Origin of the sequence: Catenulispora sp. GP43 (genome assembly GCF_041260665.1) — a bacterium.
Taxonomy (GTDB): Bacteria; Actinomycetota; Actinomycetes; order Streptomycetales; family Catenulisporaceae; genus Catenulispora.
In genome coordinates this window covers 214,339-232,837 of the sequence record NZ_JBGCCT010000017.1, presented here as the reverse complement: position 1 = coordinate 232,837, position 18,499 = coordinate 214,339, and the positions used below count along the sequence as shown (strand labels likewise).

The 18,499-nt window shown below is 69.4% G+C and carries 18 protein-coding genes; 9 read left to right on the top strand and 9 right to left on the bottom strand.

Features of this window, described 5'->3' with window-relative positions; translation table 11 throughout:
• Positions 1 to 26: 26 nt before the first annotated feature.
• Positions 27 to 185 (bottom strand): hypothetical protein, encoded by a 159-nt coding sequence (locus tag ABH926_RS31035; protein WP_370369433.1) that lies wholly within the window; start codon positions 183 to 185, stop codon positions 27 to 29.
• Between the two features lie 41 nt (positions 186 to 226).
• Entirely contained in the window at positions 227 to 844 is a 618-nt protein-coding gene (locus ABH926_RS31030; RefSeq protein WP_370369432.1) for a hypothetical protein, read from the bottom strand.
• 155 nt (positions 845 to 999) lie between these two features.
• On the opposite strand from ABH926_RS31030, the gene ABH926_RS31025 reads away from it, so the two are divergent.
• The 3 genes from ABH926_RS31025 (at position 1,000) to ABH926_RS31015 (ending at position 3,506) form a co-directional block, all read left to right on the top strand.
• Positions 1,000 to 1,728, top strand: coding sequence for a thioredoxin family protein (locus ABH926_RS31025; RefSeq protein WP_370369431.1), 729 nt, complete (start codon positions 1,000 to 1,002; stop codon positions 1,726 to 1,728).
• A complete protein-coding gene (locus ABH926_RS31020; RefSeq protein ID WP_370369429.1) occupies positions 1,725 to 2,276 on the top strand; it encodes a hypothetical protein in 552 nt (183 codons plus the stop codon). Before ABH926_RS31025 ends, ABH926_RS31020 begins: the two co-directional genes overlap by 4 nt.
• Positions 2,277 to 2,483: 207 nt before the next feature.
• Positions 2,484 to 3,506, top strand: a complete 1,023-nt coding sequence (locus tag ABH926_RS31015; protein WP_370369428.1) for a zinc-dependent alcohol dehydrogenase family protein — start codon at positions 2,484 to 2,486, stop codon at positions 3,504 to 3,506.
• A gap of 27 nt (positions 3,507 to 3,533) precedes the next feature.
• On the opposite strand, the gene ABH926_RS31010 is transcribed toward ABH926_RS31015, so the two are convergent.
• Entirely contained in the window at positions 3,534 to 4,214 is a 681-nt protein-coding gene (locus tag ABH926_RS31010; RefSeq protein WP_370369427.1) for an FhaA domain-containing protein, read from the bottom strand.
• Between the two features lie 71 nt (positions 4,215 to 4,285).
• The gene (gene zwf, locus ABH926_RS31005) at positions 4,286 to 5,659 is read right to left on the bottom strand and encodes a glucose-6-phosphate dehydrogenase (protein ID WP_370369425.1); all 1,374 of its coding nucleotides are present in this window, start codon (positions 5,657 to 5,659) and stop codon (positions 4,286 to 4,288) included.
• Between the two features lie 413 nt (positions 5,660 to 6,072).
• Here zwf and ABH926_RS31000 point away from each other — a divergent pair, with 413 nt between their 5' ends.
• Together ABH926_RS31000 and cydB are read left to right on the top strand one after the other, a co-directional pair.
• The gene (locus ABH926_RS31000; protein ID WP_370369424.1) at positions 6,073 to 7,455 is read left to right on the top strand and encodes a cytochrome ubiquinol oxidase subunit I; all 1,383 of its coding nucleotides are present in this window, start codon (positions 6,073 to 6,075) and stop codon (positions 7,453 to 7,455) included.
• Between the two features lie 27 nt (positions 7,456 to 7,482).
• The gene (gene cydB / locus ABH926_RS30995) at positions 7,483 to 8,499 is read left to right on the top strand and encodes a cytochrome d ubiquinol oxidase subunit II (RefSeq protein ID WP_370369423.1); all 1,017 of its coding nucleotides are present in this window, start codon (positions 7,483 to 7,485) and stop codon (positions 8,497 to 8,499) included.
• 60 nt (positions 8,500 to 8,559) lie between these two features.
• Here the strand turns inward: cydB and ABH926_RS30990 are convergent, their stop codons facing one another.
• From ABH926_RS30990 to ABH926_RS30970, 5 genes are all read right to left on the bottom strand, one after another.
• A complete protein-coding gene (locus tag ABH926_RS30990) occupies positions 8,560 to 10,398 on the bottom strand; it encodes a glycoside hydrolase family 15 protein (RefSeq protein WP_370369422.1) in 1,839 nt (612 codons plus the stop codon).
• Positions 10,399 to 10,638: 240 nt separating this feature from the next.
• The gene (locus ABH926_RS30985; protein ID WP_370369421.1) at positions 10,639 to 11,025 is read right to left on the bottom strand and encodes a hypothetical protein; all 387 of its coding nucleotides are present in this window, start codon (positions 11,023 to 11,025) and stop codon (positions 10,639 to 10,641) included.
• Positions 11,026 to 11,213: 188 nt separating this feature from the next.
• The gene (locus ABH926_RS30980; RefSeq protein ID WP_370369420.1) at positions 11,214 to 11,633 is read right to left on the bottom strand and encodes a DUF1622 domain-containing protein; all 420 of its coding nucleotides are present in this window, start codon (positions 11,631 to 11,633) and stop codon (positions 11,214 to 11,216) included.
• A 49-nt stretch (positions 11,634 to 11,682) separates the two neighbouring features.
• Complete coding sequence (locus tag ABH926_RS30975; protein WP_370369419.1) at positions 11,683 to 12,369, bottom strand: fumarylacetoacetate hydrolase family protein; 687 nt, start codon at positions 12,367 to 12,369, stop codon at positions 11,683 to 11,685.
• A 167-nt stretch (positions 12,370 to 12,536) separates the two neighbouring features.
• A complete protein-coding gene (locus tag ABH926_RS30970) occupies positions 12,537 to 12,842 on the bottom strand; it encodes a hypothetical protein (RefSeq protein WP_370369418.1) in 306 nt (101 codons plus the stop codon).
• A 556-nt stretch (positions 12,843 to 13,398) separates the two neighbouring features.
• On the opposite strand from ABH926_RS30970, the gene ABH926_RS30965 reads away from it, so the two are divergent.
• From ABH926_RS30965 to ABH926_RS30950, 4 genes are read left to right on the top strand one after another with little or no spacing between them, the layout of a single operon-like run.
• Positions 13,399 to 15,006, top strand: coding sequence for a glycosyltransferase family 2 protein (locus ABH926_RS30965; RefSeq protein WP_370369417.1), 1,608 nt, complete (start codon positions 13,399 to 13,401; stop codon positions 15,004 to 15,006).
• A 5-nt stretch (positions 15,007 to 15,011) separates the two neighbouring features.
• Entirely contained in the window at positions 15,012 to 16,079 is a 1,068-nt protein-coding gene (gene galE, locus ABH926_RS30960; RefSeq protein ID WP_370369416.1) for a UDP-glucose 4-epimerase GalE, read from the top strand.
• Positions 16,076 to 17,530, top strand: a complete 1,455-nt coding sequence (locus tag ABH926_RS30955) for a UDP-glucose/GDP-mannose dehydrogenase family protein (protein WP_370369414.1) — start codon at positions 16,076 to 16,078, stop codon at positions 17,528 to 17,530. The genes galE and ABH926_RS30955 overlap by 4 nt, the downstream gene beginning before the upstream one ends.
• Complete coding sequence (locus ABH926_RS30950; RefSeq protein ID WP_370369413.1) at positions 17,515 to 18,495, top strand: UDP-glucuronic acid decarboxylase family protein; 981 nt, start codon at positions 17,515 to 17,517, stop codon at positions 18,493 to 18,495. The genes ABH926_RS30955 and ABH926_RS30950 overlap by 16 nt, the downstream gene beginning before the upstream one ends.
• Positions 18,496 to 18,499 lie beyond the last annotated feature (4 nt).

The window sequence follows — 18,499 nt, the reverse complement described above, 5'->3', positions numbered from 1 at the left end:
TGGGGGATCAGCTCCCGTCTGGGGGATCAGCTCCCTTCGAGCGGGGTGGTCCGGCCGCCGGCCAGAGTACGCAAGGTGACGGTCTGGTCGATGCGCAGCAGCGCGACGGTCAGCCCGGCCATGACGGCCGCCATGATCGCGTGGCCGGTCGCGGTGGTGATGGCGGCGGAGGATTGATTGGACAACAAGCACAGCCACGCCGGCGCGGCCTGGTGCAGGCGCTGCCCTAGGTACCCGAACGCGGCTCCGGCCACAGGGGGATCGCCTGTGCGGCGGCGGCGAGGAGCGTGGAGCCGTCGAGCTCGTGACGCACCTCGGTGATGTCCTGCGCGAGCCAGGACAGGACGATGGTGAGGGGCCCCTCCGGCGGCAGCGGGTGGATCCAGTAGCTCATGTCCCAGGACGTGCCGCCGCCACCGCCGTGGCCGGGCAGCATGATGATCGTTTCGGGGTCGGGCTCGCTGTCGAAGCGGAGACGGCGCGGCTGGCTGGAAGCGGCGCGGCGTCCGTCCGCGAACAGGATGCCCACACGCAGGTTCCGCTCGGGATCATCACTGTCGGCGATGCTGGAGTTGCGGTCATAGTCCCGCCGGCGCCGGTGCCCGAAGGGATCGATCAGGTTCTCCTCGTTCCGAAGCCGGATGTGGATCGAGAACTCGAAGCCGTTCGGGTAGGCCGACAGCCCGCCGATGGAAAGCGCGAGCCGCTCGTCGCGGACGATGATCGCGTTCTCGGCCATCACCACCGGCAGGGTTGCGGCCGGCTTCTTCCACTTCGGGCGCGGTGGCGTCGGCGGCGGCTCGGGGTGGGCTGGAGGGGCGGGGAAGCTCTCGAAGAAGTCCATGGGGCAACTGTGACAGAGCCCTGATGGCTGGGACGGATCAGGCCTCGGCCGACCGACTGATCCGCCAAGCCGAGAGGAAAAAACTGTGATCTGGTCGGCGGTGGCGACTCTCCTAGGTGTCAACGATCCCTTGATAGAGACAGAGGAGCGAACCGGTGCGCAAAGCATCTTCGGCCCTGGCCGTCGGAATACTCGCGGCCGCCCTCGGTGGCTGTGCCTCGTCTGCGAATCCATCGTCGAGTGTGGCAGCCGGTGGGCCTGGTTCTCCCGCAGCCGCCGGGAGTACGGCGTCCTCGAGTGCGGCGTCCTCGAGCGCGGCCGGCACCGGCACCAACCAGACGTCCGCCCAGGCCATGACGCCGGCCTCGTCCGCCCCGGACCCCACCGGCAAGACGTCGCCCACTCCGTCATCCAGCCGCTCCACGTCCGCGCCGAGCAAGCCCAAGGGCTCGTCCAGCCCGTCGGCCACGACGCCGCGGCCGGTGACGTCCGGCACGGTGCCGTCCTCCTTCGGCTACGACCCCGCCGCCGACTCCAAGGCCCAGATCGCGGCGGCGCGCGCCGCGGCCAAGGCTGACGGGCGGGAGGTGCTGCTCGACTTCGGTGCGAGCTGGTGCGGCAACTGCGTCGCGATGGACCAGGCGTTCCACACCTCCGGCGTCCAGAGTGTCCTGGCGTCGTCGTACCATTTGGTGCAAATCGACGTCGACGACAACATGAGCCTGCTGTCGCAGATCGCGCCGAGCAGTTCGGGGTCCTATGGCCTGCCGGTGATCGTCATTCTCAGCCCTTCGGGCGCCACGCGGGTGGACACCGACAGGAGCGGCAACCCGGGTTTCGACACGTCGTCGTTCCTGGCCTTCCTGAAGAAGTGGGCCGGATGAGCCGCGCTCGCGTCTGGCTTTGCGGGACGGTGGCGGCCCTCGTCATCGCGGTCGGCGTCGCCTATCTGGCTTTCGGCGACGGTGGCGGTGGCGGTGACGGCGGCGGCGGTGGCGGTGACAAAGGGCTGGCGCGTCTGGCCCAGTTCTCCGACCAAGGCGTTACCGTCGTCATCGGCCTCAAGGGCCGCACCACGACGCATGCCACGCTCGTGGCCACCCTGACGCCGGACCGGCCGGGCTTCCACCTGTACAGCATCGACCTGCCGGCCGACGGGATCCAGGGGGTCGGCCGGCCCGTCTCGCTGGTCGTGCGGGGTTCCATGTCGGCCGCCGGCCCGCTGGCCGCGCGGACCAAGGCGACCACGCTCCGGTTGACGGGGACGGACCTTTCGTTGCCGGTGTACCCCGACGGCCCGGTGACCGTCGACCTGCCCGTCACCATCGGCGGGCAGGGCGGGGCGACCGCGCTCGTCGGGTATGCCGCGTGCAGTGAGTCCGCGTGCCTGCCACCAGTGAGCGGCCACGCGGTCCAGCTGGACATCAAGTGACCCATTCGGCTAGATCATTCGTGCGATTCGGTGGCGCTCCTGGCGGCGGGCCTTCGTGCTCCCTACCAGGCGAGATGCTCACAATGCCTGCTTCTTCACCAGTTGCGACTCGCTGAGCGGGCGCAATGCCGGTTTCCTGGGTGGTGTGGCCCCCAGCCCGCCCGGCCGTGACCCGCGGCCGGCCTCATCGAGGCGAGGAGAGCGACCATGCGTGGCGTCATGAGGTACGGACCTGGCGACTTCCGGGTGGAGGAGCGGCCCGACCCGAAGATCGAGGCGGCGACGGATGCCGTCATCCGTGTGGTGGCCGCCTGCGTGTGCGGCTCGGATCTGTGGTCCTACCGCGGCACCGATGCGATCGAGGCCCCGTCTCCGATCGGGCACGAGTACGTGGGCGTCGTGGAGCAGGTCGGTGATGCGGTCACCACGGTGAAGCCCGGTGATTTCGTCGTCGGTGGGTTCTCGGTGTCGGACAACACGTGCGAGAACTGCCGGGCGGGCTACCAGACCTCGTGTGTGCAGCGCGAATGGATCAACGATCTGGGCGCTCAGGCCGAGCGGCTGCGGGTGCCTCTGGCCGACGGCACGCTGGTCGCCGCGCCGGGCACGCCGGAGGAGGACCTGATCCCGAGCCTGCTGACCACCTCTGATGTGCTGGCCACCGGCTGGTTCGCCGCGGTGGCCGCCGAGGCGGGGCCGGGTAAGACCGTCGTCGTGGTCGGGGATGGCGCGGTGGGGTTGCTCGGCGTTCTGGCCGCCAAGCAGTTCGGCGCGGAGCGGATCATCGCCATGAGCCGGCATGAGCCGCGGCAAAGACTGGCTCGCGAGTTCGGCGCCACCGACATCGTCACCGAGCGCGGCGACGAGGGCGTGGCCCGCGTCAAGGAGATGACCGGCGGATTCGGCGCGGATTCGGTCATCGAGGCGGTGGGCACTCAGCAGTCGATGCTGCAGGCGATCCGCTCCACCCGGCCCGGGGGCCACATCGGGTACGTCGGCGTCTCCCATGGCGTGACCCTGGACGGCCAGGAGCTGTTCTTCTCCCACGCTCACCTGCACGGCGGTAATGCCCCGGTGCGGCGCTTCCTTCCGGAACTGATCGACCTGGTCTGGCAGCGGCAGATCGATCCGGGCAAGGTCTTCGACCTGGTACTGCCTCTCGACCAGGCCCCCGAGGCATACCAGGCAATGGACCAGCGTCGCGCTGTCAAGGTGCTGCTTAAGCCGTGAGCTCGGCTGACGCGGCGCAGAACCTTCTCAGCCGTTGTGGAACGTCACTCGAACTCCACCGAGAACTATCACGGCCCCGTCATGCAGATCGGCTGTCCGGACGCGCCGGCCGTCCACAAAGGTTCCATTGGTGGAGCTGAGGTCTTCAATGGTCGCGGAGCGGTCGAGGCGGATCGCGGCATGCCGCGAGGAGACTCCCGGGTCGTGCAGCCGGACATCCGCCTCCGGAGCGCGCCCGATGATGGTCATCCGCGCGGACAGCGGGATCCGGGACCCGTTCATCTCCAGCCACGGAGTCGACACCGGCCGGGTAGTACTCGGACCGGGCGGCTGGTTGGCCGGCAGGACAACGCTCCGGATGTGGCAGACGCCGACGGCGAGATCCTCGGCGGCCTCGAGCCGCACCGCGAGCGGGCCGACGAGGACGTAACGCTGCTCGTGCACGTGCGCGCGGACCGCTTCGTTCAGCTGCGCCGCCAGCTCGGCCGCATACGGGGCGAGCCGGGTGAAGTCGGCAGGGGCCATCTGCACCACGTAGTCGTTCGCGGCCACCGCGCGCCCCTGCCCGCGGACCACGACGGTGTCGTCGCACTCCCGCCGCAGCTCAGCGGCGATCTCCGCGGGCACCAGTTCGGCCTTGAAGGCCCGCGCGAAGCCCCCGCTGATCAAGTTGTCCAGTCGTCGTTCGACACGGTCGAGCATTCCCATTGCGTCAGCACCCTCCTGCGTACACACCTTACGCGTGGTGCGGCGCCTTGCCGAGCACTGCTCCCGTTGCCTCAGGCCTGAGGATCGTGCCAGATGATCCCCTCGGGCAGGAGCTGGTCGGCTTCCTTCGGCCCCCAGGTGCCGCGCTCGTAGGTGTGCGGCGAACTCGCCTCGAGGATGGGCTGGACGATCTCCCACGCGGCTTCGACGGCCTCCTGCTGCGTGAACAGCCAGCGCCTGCCTTCCAGCGCCGCTCCGATCAGCCGGTCGTAGGGCCGCATGTCCGAGCCCGGCTGCTGGCTGAAGACCAGATCCTCGCGCTGGGCCTGCCAAGCGGTTCCGGGCTTCTTGCCGGCCAGCGTGAGGGCGACCGCGCTCTCGGGCCAGATGCGGAACCGCAGTGCGTTGGCTGTGGCCGAGGGCGGCAGGTCGAACAGGTCGTGCGGCGGCTTGCGGAAGTGGAAGGTGACGTCCGTCGCGGTCACCGGCATGCACTTGCCCGCGCGGATCATGACCGGCACGTCCTCCCAGCGCCAGGAGTCGACGGCCAACCGTACGGCGATGTACGTCTCCGTGGTTGATCCGGGCGCGACGCCGGCCACATCGTGGTAGCCCTCGTACTGTCCGCGGACGGCGTGGGACGGTGAGGCGGGCTTGATCGCGGTCAGCACCCGCGTCTTGTCCTGCGGCCACGAGCCCGCGCCGGGACCGTCCGGAGGCTCGGCCAGCACGCTGGCCAGGACCTGCAGCATGTGGTTCTGCAGGACGTCGCGGACGGCGCCCGTGTGATCGTAGAACGCGCCGCGGTCCGAAACGTCGAAGGCCTCGGCCATGGTGATCTGGACGCTGTCCACGTATGTGCGGTTGAGCAGCGGCTCGAGTACCGAGTTCGCGAAACGGGTGAACAGCACATTCTCCAGCGGTTCCAGGCCCAGCCAGTGGTCGACGCGGTAGATCGCGTCCTCCGGGAAGACCTGGTGCATCGTGGTGTTGAGTTCGATGGCGCTGGTCAGATCGTTTCCGAACGGCTTCTCCACCATCACCCGGGCATCGCCGGCGCGGCCGGCGGAGGCGATTCCGTGCGCGATGCGTCCGAACAGCGCCGGTGGCACCTCGAGGTAGAACAGGGCGCGGCCGCCCGAGCCCATCGCGTCGGACATCGCGGCGTACGTCGCGTCGTCGTCCAGGTCGCCGTCGACGTAGCGGAGCAGGCCGAGCATCTTCACGGCCGCGGGGCTGCCCGGGTCCATCCCGTTGAGCTTGAGCGAGGCGACGGCGTAGGCACGGAACTGCTGAAGGTCCCAGCCGCTCTTGGCCACTCCGACGATGGGCACGGCGAGCACATCGCGTTCCACCAGGCCGACCAGGGCCGGGAAGGTCTCGAGTTTCGCCAGGTCTCCGGTGGCACCGAAGATCACCAGGGCGTCGACGTCGTCTGCCTGCATCGGTCTCTCCTTGCCGCACCCGGTCTTTCCGTCCGGGGCATCACCGTGCCGGCCACTGACTGCCACCGATTGCTCGCAGCGCAGATACCGCCGCGCTCAGGCTTCCCGAGGTCGGCTGTTCGAGCCTATGGCCGGTCACCAGGGTCGGCGAGTCAGCTCGTCGGCGGTTCGTCGGCCCGCGCCGGCGCGCCGCTTCGCATTCGACGTCGGTGGACCTGTGAGGCCGCCTGAACCCGGCTTACTCCAGCCGGGTGATTTCCGATTCGGCCCGCTGCGCTCCCGGCGTGGCTGCCCGTTCCCGATGACAGTTCGCGGCAGAAAGGGTCTGCGCGAATTCGAGCAGGTCGGCGCAGTCGCCACAGGAGGGCGGTTCCGAGCGCGGGACCGTCCGAGGGGAGTCGGAGAGCGAAACGATGAGCCAACTCGACCTCGCCCGGCTTCAATTCGCCATGACGTCGATCTATCACTTCCTGTTCGTGCCCGTCACCATCGGCCTGGGGTTCTTGACCGCACTGCTGCAGACCGGCTGGCACCGCACAGGGAGTCCGGAACTGCTGCGCCTGACCAGGTTCTTCGGCACCGTGCTGGTCATCGGCGTCGCGGTCGGCGTGGTCACCGGGCTGGTGCAGGAGTTCCAGTTCGGCATGGACTGGTCGCAGTACTCCCGCACGGTGGGCGACGTGTTCGGCGCACCGCTGGCGATGGAGGGCCTGGCCGCGTTCTTCCTGGAGTCCACGTTCCTCGGTCTGTGGCTGTTCGGCTGGGACAAGCTGCCCAGGCGGGTGCACCTGGCGACGATCTGGGCCGTGGCCTTCGGCGGCGCCCTGTCCGCGCTGTTCATCATGGCCGCCAACTCCTGGATGCAGCACCCGGTCGGCTACAAGATCAACACGGCCACCGGCCGCCCGCAGCTCGACGACGTGTGGGCGCTGTTCACCAACCCGGTCTTCCTGCGCGGGTACGTCCATGTCCTGCTCGCCTCGCTGGTCACCGGATCGCTGGTGATGCTCGCCGTGGCGGCCTGGCAGCTGCGCCGGGGCACCGATCGCGAAGCCTTCCGCCCGGCCGCGAAGCTGTCCCTGGTCGTCCTGGTGCCCGCGCTGCTGCTCGCGATGCTGGTCGGCAGCGAACTGGGGGTGACCGAGGCGAAGTACCAGCCGATGAAGATCGCGGCCGCCGAGGCCCAGTGGACGACCTGCCAGCCCTGTTCGTTCTCCGTGTTCCAGGTCGGCGGCGGGAACAAGGACCAGACTCCCACGAAGATCTTCGAGATCCCGCACCTGCTCTCGCTGCTGGCCACCAACCACTGGAACGGGCAGGTCGTGGGCCTCAACGAGGTCGAGACCCAATACCAGCAGCAGTACGGGCCCGGATACTACGTGCCCAACGTGTTCATCCAGTACTGGTCGATGCGCGTGATGGCCTACCTGGCCGCCGTCGTGCTGCTGATCGGGCTGGCCGGCCTGTGGCTGCTGCGCCGCGAGCGTCTGTACACGAAGACCTGGTTCCTCCGCGTGGCCACGTGGGCGGTGATCCTGCCCTTCCTGATGAACACCGCCGGCTGGCTGCTCACCGAGAGCGGCCGGCAGCCCTGGGTCGTGCAGGGCCTGCAGCTGACCAGACACGGCGTGTCGCCGTCGGTGGACACCACGACCGTCGTGATCAGCATCGTCGTGTTCTTCCTCATCTACGCCGCGCTGGCCGTGGTCGCCGCGATCCTCATGACCCGCTACGCGCGCAGACAGCTGGCGCCGCCGCCCGAGCTCGACGAACCCGTCCCCGCCGTCGCCTACTGACCGGCCCGAGCCGCACCTGGGGTCCCCATGGCCTTCGCCACCTTCTGGTTCATCCTCATCGCGGTCCTGTGGACCGGCTTCTTCGTCCTGGAGGGCTTCGACCTCGGGGTGGGCATGCTGCACGCCGTGGTGGCCCGTGACGAGGCCGGCCGGCGGGCCGCCATCAACACCATCGGCCCGTTGTGGGACGGCAACGAAGTCTGGCTCATCGTGGCCGCCGCCGCGATGTTCGCGGCCTTCCCCGACTGGTACGCCACCATGTTCTCAGGGTTCTACCTGGCGATCGTCCTGCTCCTGGCCGGACTGATCATCCGAGGGGTCTCCTTCGAGTTCCGCGGGAAGATCGGCAGCCGGCGCTGGCGCGGCACCTGGGACTTCTTGATGACCGCGGGCAGCCTCCTGGTGCCGCTGGTGATCGGGATCGCGCTCTCCGACCTCGTGCACGGGGTGCCGATCGGGTCGGATCAGGAGTACACCGGGAACCTCGGCGACTTGTTCACCGGCTACTCGGTGTTCGGCGGCATCACCATCACCGTGCTGTGCGTGGTGCACGGCGCGACGTTCCTGGCGCTGAAGACCACGGGCGCGGTGCGCGAACGCGCCAGCCTCATCGGACGGCGGGTGGCGCCGGCCGCCGCGGTGGCCGTGCTGGGGTTCCTCGCCTGGACGCACGCCGCCTCCGGCAAGGGGGTGCTGGTCAACGTGCCGGAACTGATCGCCATCATGGCCGCGTTCGCCGCCGCGGCCCTGACCGCCACCGGCCGCGAGGGATGGTCGTTCGCCGCCACCACCGTCGCGATGGCCGCCACCATCGGCTCGCTGTTCGTGGAGCTCTACCCGGATGTCATGGTCTCCAGCACCAGCCCCGCATACAACCTCACAGTGCGGGGAGCCGCGTCGGGCGAGTACGCACTGAAGGTCATGACGGTGATCGTGGCGGTGCTTCTGCCGGTGGTCCTGCTTTATCAGGCCTGGACCTATCACGTCTTCCGCATGCGGGTGTCCGCCGAGCGCTTCCAGGGCCCGGAAGCCGCGCACGACTGATACCCGGACGGCCCGGCGCTGGTACACGGTCTCCCTGCGCTGGTACACGTCCCGGCGCTCTCACGCGTCCCGGCCCTCGTTCACCGCTTCGTCGAGTGCCTTGTCGAGCGAAGTCGCAGCCATGATCAGCGCCAGGTGCGTGAAGGCCTGCGGGAAGTTGCCCAGTTGCTCGCCGGTCGGGCCGATCTCCTCGGAGAACATGCCGACGTGGTTGGAGTAGGTGAGCATCTTCTCGAAGGCATAGCGCGCTTCGCGGATCCGGCCTGCCTGAGCGAGCGCGTCGACGTAGAGGAAGCTGCACAGGCTGAACGTGCCCTCGTTGCCGCGCAGCCCGTCCGGCGAGGCGGCCGGGTCGTACCGGTAGACCAGGCTGTCGGACACCAGCGTGCGGTCCATCGCGTCCAGCGTGGACAGCCAGGCCGGGTCGCGTGGCGTGAGCAGTCCCATGCGCGGGATGATCAGCAGGGAGGCGTCGAGCACGCTGTCGTCGCCGTAGTGCTGGACCAGGGCCTGCTCCTTGGCGTTCCAGCCGCGCGTCATGATCTGCTCGATGATGGTGTCCCGCTCCTTGGTCCACCGCTCCAGGTCCGCGGGGCGGCTGAACTCGGTGGCCAAGGCGATGCCCCGGTCGAACGCGACCCACGACATCACCCGGCTGAACGTGAAGTCCTTGCGCCCGCCGCGGGTCTCCCACACGCCCTCGTCGGGCCGGTCCCAGGAGTCGGCGAGCCAGTCCAGGGTTCGCGCCAGCCCCTTCCAGCCGTGATACCCGGTGCTGCGCTGCAACACGGCGCCCTCGGACATGGCGTACATCGCTTCGCCGTAGATGTCCAGCTGGAGTTGGTCGGCGGCGGCGTTGCCGACGCGGACCGGCGCCGAACCGCGGTAGCCCTCGAAGTGGTCCAGGATCGTCTCGGTCAGCGTCGGGTCGCCGTCGACCCGGTACATGATCTGCAGCGGGTCGCCGGTCCGGCTCTCGCGGTCGCGCAGCCGGTCCCCGAGCCAGTGGACGAACTTGTCGGCCTCCTCGACGAAACCGAGGTCCAGCAACGCGCGCACGGACAACGAACCGTCGCGCACCCACGTGTAACGGTAGTCCCAGTTGCGTTCGCCGCCTATCTGCTCCGGCAGACCCATGGTGGCCGCGGCGACCGGGGCGCCGGTGGGCTGGTATATCAGGAGTTTGAGGGTGATCGCGGAACGGTTGACCGCGCTCGGCCACCGGCCCTGATAGGTCGAGCTTCGCACCCACTTCTGCCAGAAGTGGATGGTGCCCCAGGCGGATTCGGAGGCGTCCTCGGCGGCCATCGGCGCGGGCGGGGCGCCGTCGGGAGCGCACACGGTGAGGGCGAACCCGGCCATGTCGCCCACCCGCAGGGTCGTCTCGCCGCGGACGTCGTCGCCGTCCTGGGTCATCGGGAAGTTGCCTGCCCGCAGGTATGCGGCGGCGACGGGGGAGCGGAAGGCGGCGCCCTCCCCGTCGAGCCGGAGCTCGTGGCCCGCCCGCGCATAGTCGAAACGCGGACGGCATTCCATCGCCATCGTGACCGCGCCGCGCACCACGCGGACCACGCGGAAGAGGGTGTGCCGGTCCGTCGGGGTCGTGGACAAGATCGGCGGCATCCAGTCGACGACTTCGCAAACCCCGTCCGGCGACGTGAACCGCGTGATCAGGACGGCGGAATCGGGGTAGTACAGCTGCTTGGCCTGGGCGTCCGGACGGGTCGGCGCCAGCTTGAAGAACCCGCCGCGACCATGGTCGAGCAGTGAGGCGAACACGCTGGGCGAGTCGAAGCGGGGCGAGGCGAACCAGTCCACGACACCGGCCGAGGAGACGAGCGCAGCGGTCTGCAGGTCACCCACCAGGCCGTGGTCGGCGATGAGCGGATAGCGGTCCATGGCTACTCCCGCGTCTTCGTGGAAAAGCCTCCACAGGCCACTATCCGGCGTCAGGTGCGGTTCAGCCTCCCGCCGGGAGGGCTCGTTGCTCCATGTGGAGGTGGCTGCGACCGGCCGGCCTGGTGGTTTTGAACGGTAAGCGTTCTGAAAGCCGCGCCTTCCCATCGTCCCGGTGACCTGGAAGAACCGTCCGAACCCCCGATCGGAGCAGCTGATGGAAAAACTTGGAGGACCGTGCGGTCACGGGTCACGATCGTCGCGGGTCTGGCGCTGACCGCGGTGGTGACCCTCGGGATCGTCATCATGTACCTGCTCCAGGTCGACTCGGAACGGTTCCTCGCCGAGGATCATCGAGGGCAGCTGCTTGAGCGCTGTCATCGGCAGAACCGGGCGGGGAACGAAGGGCGGGGACACCTGGCGGTTGTCGCTCGCGCGATAGACGAGCCGGTCGCCGACCACGGTCGCGGCGTACCGGCCGTCAGGTGCGTACACCTTGTTGTCGACCAGGCGGCCTACCTGCTGCCCTGACTTGTCGTACACCTTGTCGTCGCGTACCCGGATCGGGTGGCCTTCTTTGGTGTACAGACGGCCATCGTCCATTGATTGCCTTACTGCCTGCGGGGACATGTCAGGCCCCGCACAATGAGGGGCCGCCGCTGTCCACGTTACGGCTTCGAACATTGAGGCGGGGGAAGGCCGAGGACAAGATGTGCGGCTAATCGCTGAGGCCGCGCCCCGGAACAGCAAGAACAACCGCCGCATCGTCGTCCCCGCGTTGCGGACGCTGGGCCTGACCGACCTGGTCGACCGTAGCTTCACGGGCGGCCATCACGCTCATGATTCTGAGGCTTCGCCCGCGCGATCGACTGGCGGGCGACAGTCGCACCGCTCATCGTGGCGCGGCGCCAGGGGACGACGCCCTCGATCTCTATCTCCAGCGAGAAGCTGAGGAAGGTGCGGATCAGCACGATGATCGCCAGCACGCCCGCCTCCTCGAGCGTGGGCGAGACGGCGACCGTCCTGAGAAGATCCGCGGCGACCAGGATCTCCAGGCTCAGCAGCAGCGCGCCGCCGAAGAAGCCGCGCAGCAGGCGGAAGGCCTTGCCGCCGTCCGAGGTCCGACGCCATGTCACAGCGGCGAGCACCAGGGCGGTGGCGAGGCCCACGGCGAGGACGACCGCTCCCACGAACTCGAACGCCTGGGCGCAGTGCTCCATGAACGCGGTGTAGGTCACGGCACGTCCGGCTGCTGATCACCCTGCATCCACCCATCGTCGGCGCACGTCACACCCCCGGCAACCGCGCCGCCGGCCCGCCGCGTGGGGGATCGGCCTCCGCGATCACCGGGTTGGTCAACGACCCGACGCCCTCGATCCGGATCGTGACCGTGTCCCCGGCGCACAGCCGTCCGGTGCCGGCGGGTGTGCCGGTCAGGACGACGTCGCCGGGTTCCAACGTCATGGCGGCGGTGATGTGCGCGAGCAGGCCGGCGACCGGGTGGAGCAGCTCCGAGGTCCGCCCGCGCTGCCGCACTTCGCCGTTGACCAGGCACTGCACCTCCAGGTCGGCGGGGTCCACCGACGCCGCCGGGACGACCGGGCCCAGCGGGCAGAAGGTGTCGAACGACTTGGCGTAGTCCGGCAGTCCGTCGGCGTGCTGGATGTCGCGGGCGCTGACGTCGTTGGCGCAGCAGTAGCCTGCGACGCCGGCCAGCGCGTCGGCGCCGGACACCCGCCGCAGCCGGCGGCCGATGACGACGCCGAGTTCGGCTTCGTGCTCCACCCACGCCGACTGGCGCGGCAGCACGATGGCATCGCCTTCGCCGATGACCGCGCTGGGTGCTTTGAAGAAGATCTGGGGTGCGGCGGCGATGGCGCGGCCGATCTGGGCGGCGTGCGCGGCATAGTTCAGGCCGATCGCGACGATCTTCCCGGGACGGGGTGTCGCCGTGGCGACGGTCGGGCCCATCATCGGGCCTTGGTGAGGACAAGGATGTCCGCCGCGGCCGTTGCCGCCGCAGGGGTGTCGGTCATGGCGTCAGGCTAGCAGATCTACAGGGTGTACTGTACAGATAGCCCTGTACATCAGGCCAGAACGACCGGCCGTGAAGCAGACACCTGCTGAAGCCGCGAAACCGTTCAAGATCGCGTCAAGCCGCGGACCGTCGCGGCCACCAGCTCCGCCTCGGCGCGGATGCCGGCGAGTTGCCCGGCACTCGGTCTGAGACCGGCGTGCAGCGACGACTCGAGCGCGGCCAGTTTCTCGGCCAACCTCGAGGCGCCGAGCATCTTGCTGCTGATCTGGAGGTCGACTATCACGTGCTCGGCCTCGGCGGCCTCGTCGGCGCTGATCGCTCGGCCGATCCGGGCGAGCCGCACTGGTAGCAGGTCGAGGTATCCCTGTGCGTAGCGCTGCAGCGTCGCCTCACCCACCGCGTCGCGCATCCGGGAAAGGTACGCGTGGCTCACCGGTCCGTCGCCGGTTTCCGACGGTTGCACTCCGGCCATCGGCACGCCGTCCTTTCCGTCTGCCTGGCCAGAGCCTCCCGGTACTGCCCCAAGGCCATGTCTGGGCCCGCTCAAGATCTCCTCAAGAAATCGCGCGGGCCGTCTTGATGTGATGCTGAAGGACGCCTTGACGAGAAATTGACAACGTCTTAGCTCAAGCTGGACGTTCGCGGCCAAGCCTGGTCCCAAGAAACAGTGGAGAAGCTCTCCCGGAACCAGGGGACGCATGATGAAGTTCACCGCGGCAGCCGCGAGGTGGAAGCGCCGGGCCACGACCCGCCGCCAGCCCGACCCCGCCGCCTAAGCGTCGCTGGAAGCGCAGATCGTAGAGCTCTCCGGCGGCCGCGTCGCCCGGATCACGGCGCACGGCCCGCTCTTCGCGCGTCCGGCGCACAAGTTCCGGATCAACCGGTCGACCCTGATTCCCGCGCTTTCTACCCGCGACCGGGTCACCATCGCCATACTGGCGGCCGGCTGGGCGGTCTGCTTCGTCGTGTTCTGGCAGTGGTGGCTGGAGCCGGGGCACCTGGTGACCTGGGGTGGGCTGCTACTGACCAGCCTGTTGCTGCTCTACCTCACCTGTCAGGCCAGCTACTTCCTGCTCGCGGTCTCGCGGCTGCCCAAGGTCGATCCCGCGACCGGGATCCCTCGCGTGCGGCTCGCCATCGCCGTGACCCGCGCCCCCTCCGAACCGTGGTCCATGGCGCGCCACACGCTGGAGGCCATGCTCGCCCAGGACTTCCCCTATGCCTACGACGTCTGGCTCTGCGACGAGGACCCGTCCGCCGAGATCGACCAGTGGTGCGATTGGCATGGCATCCACGTGTCCACGCGGCGCGGGGTCCCTGAGTACAACCGCGCCACATGGCCCCGCCGCACCAAGTGCAAGGAAGGCAACCTCGCCTACTTCTACGACCGGTGGGGGTACCGGGACTACGACGTCGTCGTCCAGCTCGACTGTGACCACGAGCCGGGCCCCACCTACCTCGCCGAGGTGGTTCGGCCCTTCGCCGACGCGGCCATCGGCTACGTCGCCGCACCCAGCATCTGCGACGCCAACGCCGCGGACTCCTGGGCCGCCCGGGGCCGGCTGTACCGGGAGGCCCCGTTCCACGGCCCGTTCCAACTCGGGCACGTCGACCGGCTCGCCCCGGTGTGCATCGGATCCCACTACGGCGTCCGCACCCGGGCCCTGCGCGAGATCGGCGGCCTCGGGCCCGACCTGGCCGAGGACTTCACCACCACGTTCCTGCTCAACTCGGCCGGCTGGCAGGGTGCCTTCGCGATCGACGCCGAGGCCCACGGGCTGGGCCCCATGACCTTCACAGACATGGTCACCCAGGAGTACCAGTGGTCGCGCAGCCTGGTGGCCATGATGTTCGGGATGATCCCGCGGCACATGCACCGGCTGCCGCTGCGCATGCAGCTGCGGTTCGCGATCGTCCTGATCTACTACCCGCTGCTGGCGCTCGGCGCGATGGCCGGCATCGCCCTGCCCGCCGTCGCCGCGGTGACCGGCCGGGTCTGGGTGAGCGTCAACTACGCCGCGTTCCTCGGGCACATGTGGGCGATGACGATCTGGTTGCTCGCGTTGCTGCTCCTGCTGCGCAGCAGAGGGCTGTTACGGCCGCGTACCGCGCCGGTCCTGAGCTGGGAGTTGTGGCTGTTCATGCTCGCGCGCTGGCCATACGTCGCCTGGGGCGTGCTCGGGGCGATCGTGCAGGAGACGTTCCGCCGGCCCATCTACTTCAAGGTCACCCCCAAGGACCGCACCGGACACGAGACACTGCCCAAGGGCCTGGTCCTGCCGTTCGTCGCCATCGCCATCGGCCTTTCGACGGCCGCGATCATCGGGGAGCTGACCGGACCGGCCGTGGGATACGTCTTCCTGTGCATCCTCGGCTCGTGTGTGTACACGGTGGTCAGCATCCTGGTCGCCACGCTGCACGTCAGCGAGGCCGCCAAGGCAGCCGGCACCCGTCCGCGCAGCGCGTTCGCCACCGCCCGCACCCCGCTGATGATCTCTGCTTTGCCGCTGCTGCCCCTGGTCGCGTCCATCTGCCTCTACCCGGCGTACGCACTCGCCGTCCTGCACGGGTGATCACCATGACGACATCTGTCCTCATCACCGGAGGCGCGGGGTTCATCGGCAGCCACACGTGTGCCGCACTGCTCAGCCACGGCTACGACGTGCTCGTCGTCGACGACTTCTCCAACAGCACGCCGCAGGTCTTCCGGCGCGTCCAGGAACTCACCGGCCGTCGCGTCGGCGCCGTGTACGCCTCGGACATCTGCGACCGGCGGGCCCTGTCAGCCATCTTCGATCAGCACCGGGTGGACGCCGTCGTGCACCTCGCCGCCCGCAAGGCCGTCGGCGAGTCGACCCGGATGCCGGTGGAGTACTACGACACCAACGTCGGCGGCACGACGAACCTGCTGCGGACCATGCACGAGCACGGGGTGCACCGGCTGGTCTACTCCTCGTCCTGCTCGATCTACGGCGACGCCGGAGCCGGAGCCGGGCCGCTGGACGAGGCCACCCCGGCCCGGCCCACCAATCCGTACGCGGCGTCCAAGTGGGTCTGCGAGCAGATCCTGGCCGACGTGTGCCGCCGGTGCCCGGAGTTCACGGTGGTCGGCCTGCGGTACTTCAACCCGGTCGGCGCCCACCCCAGCGGACTGCTGGGGGAGGACGCCCGCGGAGTCCCCGCGAACCTGATGCCGTACCTGGCCCAGGTGGCCGTCGGCCGGCTCGCGCGCATCGACGTGTTCGGCGACGACTACGCCACCGCCGACGGCACCGCCGTACGGGACTACATCCACGTCATGGACACGGCCCAGGCGCACCGGATCGCACTGGACCGGATCGACGACGGACCGGGCATGCGCGTGTACAACCTCGGTGTCGGAAGGGGGCGCTCGGTCCTCGAGGTCATCGAGGCGTTCGGCGCCGCCTGCGGCCGGCCGATCCCCTATCGGATCGTGGCCCGCCGCCCGGGGGATGTGCCCGAACTGGTCGCCGACGCGACCGCCGTGGCGCGGGCCTGGGGCTGGCACCCCACCCGCGACCTGGCCGCCATGTGCCGGGACGCCTGGCGCTTCCAGCGGCTCAACCCCAATGGCTATGTCCGGCGCCAGCCGGCGAAGGACAGCCGGACAGGAGTAAGGATATGAAGATCACAGTCATCGGAACCGGATATGTCGGAGCCGTGCACGCCGCGTGCATGGCCGACATCGGACACGAGGTTCTCGCCGTCGACATCGACGCCGAACGGATCGCCGCCCTGGCCTCGGGCCGGGCGCCCGTCCGCGAACCGGGCCTGGACGAGATCCTCACCCGGGCTCTGGCATCCGGGCGGCTGCGGCTGTCGACCTCCCTCGCGGAGGCCGCCACCGCCGCGAGCACCCACTTCATCTGCGTCGGCACCCCGCAACGCCCGGACGGCAAGGCCGCCGACCTGCGGTACGTCGACGCCGTCGTGGACGGTCTGGCCCCGCACATGAGCCCCGGCAGTCTGGTGGTGGGCAAGTCCACCGTGCCGGTCGGCACCGCGGCCCGCCTCGGTGCCCGGCTCGCCGCGGTGTCCCCCGGCAGCGAGGTCGCCTGGAACCCCGAATTCCTGCGCGAGGGGTCAGCCGTCGAGGACACCCTGCGACCGGCCAGACTCGTCGTGGGAGTGACCTCCGCGCACGCCGAAGCGGTCCTGCGGGCCGTCTACGAGCCCATGCTGCGGGCGAAGGTCCCGTTCTTCTGCACCGACCCGGCCACCGCCGAGCTGGTGAAGGTGGCGGCGAACGCCTTCCTCGCGACCAAGATCTCCTTCATCAACGCCATGGCAGAGGTCTGCGACGCGGCCGGCGCGGACGTCGCGGTCCTGTCCGCGGCGCTCGGCGCCGACCCGCGGATCGGCCCCCGGTTCCTGCAGAGCGGACTGGGATTCGGCGGCAGCTGCTTCCCCAAGGACATCCGGGCCTTCGCGGCCCGCGCCGCGGAGATCGGAGCCGCCGAGTCGGTGCGGATCCTGCACGAGATCGACCGGATCAACCTCCGGCAGCGGCAGCGCGCCGTCGACCGCGCACGGGAGCTTCTCGGCGGGACGTTCGCCGGCCGCCGCGTGGCGGTCCTCGGCGCCTCGTTCAAGCCCGACAGCGACGACGTGCGTGACTCGCCGGCCCTGGCCGTCGCCGCCGCCGTCCAACGGGAGGGGGCCGAAGTCCGGGTCCACGACCCGCAGGCGCTCGACAACGCGCGGGCCGCCTTCCCCGAACTGACCTACGCCCCGGACATCCCCAAGGTCTGCGAAGACGCCGACCTGGTGCTGCACCTGACTCCCTGGCAGGAGTACCGCGAGCTCGATCCCGCGGCGCTCGCCGAGGTGGTGCGCACGCCCGCGCTGCTGGACGCCCGCAACAGCCTGGACCCGCGGCCCTGGTGGTCGGCCGGCTGGAGCGTGTGCGTGCCGGGCCGACCGATGTTGTCCCCGCCTGTGCCGGAGTCCACCCCGGCGTCACCGTCCACGTCACCGTCCACGTCACCGTCCACGTCACCGTCCACGTCACCGTCCACGTCACCGACCGCGTCGGTGTCACCCGATCGAGGAGGAGAACCGTGCATGTCGTCGTGACCGGAGGAAGCGGATTCCTGGGCGCCCATCTCTGCGAAGCCCTGCTGCGCAGAGGCGACACGGTCTGGTGCCTGGACAACTTCTCCACGAGCAGCCCGGAGAACATCGCCCACCTGTGCGGCCATCCCGGCTTCCGACCCGTGCGAGCCGACGTGACAGCACCCTTCGACGTGCCGGCACCCGTGCACGTCGTGGCCCATCTCGCCAGCCCCGCCTCACCGCCGGACTACGACCGGCTGCCGCTGGAAACGCTGGCCGTCGGCAGCCGGGGGACTGAGAACGCCCTGCGCTTGGCGCTGCGACACGGCGCGCGCTTCCTGCTCGCCTCAACCAGCGAGGTCTACGGAGACCCCGTGATCCACCCCCAGCCCGAGGAGTACTGGGGCAACGTCAACCCGATCGGCCCGCGCAGCGTCTACGACGAGGCCAAGCGCTATGCGGAGGCGCTGTCATCTGCCTACCGGCGCAGCCGTGCCCTGAATGTCGGTATAGTCCGGATCTTCAACACCTACGGCCCGCGGATGCGGCCGTACGACGGCCGGGTGGTGTCCACCTTCATCCGGCAGGCGCTGGAGGGCAGTCCTTTGACGATCTACGGCGACGGCAGCCAGACGCGCAGCTTCTGCTACGTCGAGGACCTCATCCGCGGCATCACGGCGATGGCCGACAGCGGCTGCGACGGCCCGGTCAACCTCGGCAACCCCCGCGAGCACACCGTCCGCGAACTGGCGGATCTCGTCCTTCAAGCCACCGGCTCACGCTCGCGGATCGAGTACCGCCCGCTGCCCGTCGACGACCCGACCCACCGACAGCCCGTGATCACCCGGGCCCGGGAGCAACTCGGCTGGTCTCCGGTGGTCTCCATCGAGGAGGGCTTGGAGCGTACTGTCGCGTGGTTCGCCGACCAGGCCCGACAGGCGGACCGGTCCGGGTATCGAGTCCGTCCCGCGTTGATGGAAGTCTGATCGC

Excerpts from the sequence above, each read along its gene's own strand:
- ABH926_RS31020 (WP_370369429.1), top strand. The coding sequence starts at position 1,725 with ATGAGCCGCGCTCGCGTCTGGCTTTGCGGGACGGTGGCGGCCCTCGTC.
- ABH926_RS30975 (WP_370369419.1), bottom strand. The coding sequence starts at position 12,369 with ATGATGGGCCCGACCGTCGCCACGGCGACACCCCGTCCCGGGAAGATC.
- ABH926_RS31000 (WP_370369424.1), top strand. The coding sequence starts at position 6,073 with ATGAGCCAACTCGACCTCGCCCGGCTTCAATTCGCCATGACGTCGATC.
- ABH926_RS31030 (WP_370369432.1), bottom strand. The coding sequence starts at position 844 with ATGGACTTCTTCGAGAGCTTCCCCGCCCCTCCAGCCCACCCCGAGCCG.
- ABH926_RS30970 (WP_370369418.1), bottom strand. The coding sequence starts at position 12,842 with ATGCGCGACGCGGTGGGTGAGGCGACGCTGCAGCGCTACGCACAGGGA.
- galE (WP_370369416.1), top strand. The coding sequence starts at position 15,012 with ATGACGACATCTGTCCTCATCACCGGAGGCGCGGGGTTCATCGGCAGC.
- zwf (WP_370369425.1), bottom strand. The coding sequence starts at position 5,659 with ATGCAGGCAGACGACGTCGACGCCCTGGTGATCTTCGGTGCCACCGGA.
- ABH926_RS30985 (WP_370369421.1), bottom strand. The coding sequence starts at position 11,025 with ATGTCCCCGCAGGCAGTAAGGCAATCAATGGACGATGGCCGTCTGTAC.
- ABH926_RS30955 (WP_370369414.1), top strand. The coding sequence starts at position 16,076 with ATGAAGATCACAGTCATCGGAACCGGATATGTCGGAGCCGTGCACGCC.
- ABH926_RS31015 (WP_370369428.1), top strand. The coding sequence starts at position 2,484 with ATGCGTGGCGTCATGAGGTACGGACCTGGCGACTTCCGGGTGGAGGAG.
- ABH926_RS31010 (WP_370369427.1), bottom strand. The coding sequence starts at position 4,214 with ATGGGAATGCTCGACCGTGTCGAACGACGACTGGACAACTTGATCAGC.
- cydB (WP_370369423.1), top strand. The coding sequence starts at position 7,483 with ATGGCCTTCGCCACCTTCTGGTTCATCCTCATCGCGGTCCTGTGGACC.
- ABH926_RS30990 (WP_370369422.1), bottom strand. The coding sequence starts at position 10,398 with ATGGACCGCTATCCGCTCATCGCCGACCACGGCCTGGTGGGTGACCTG.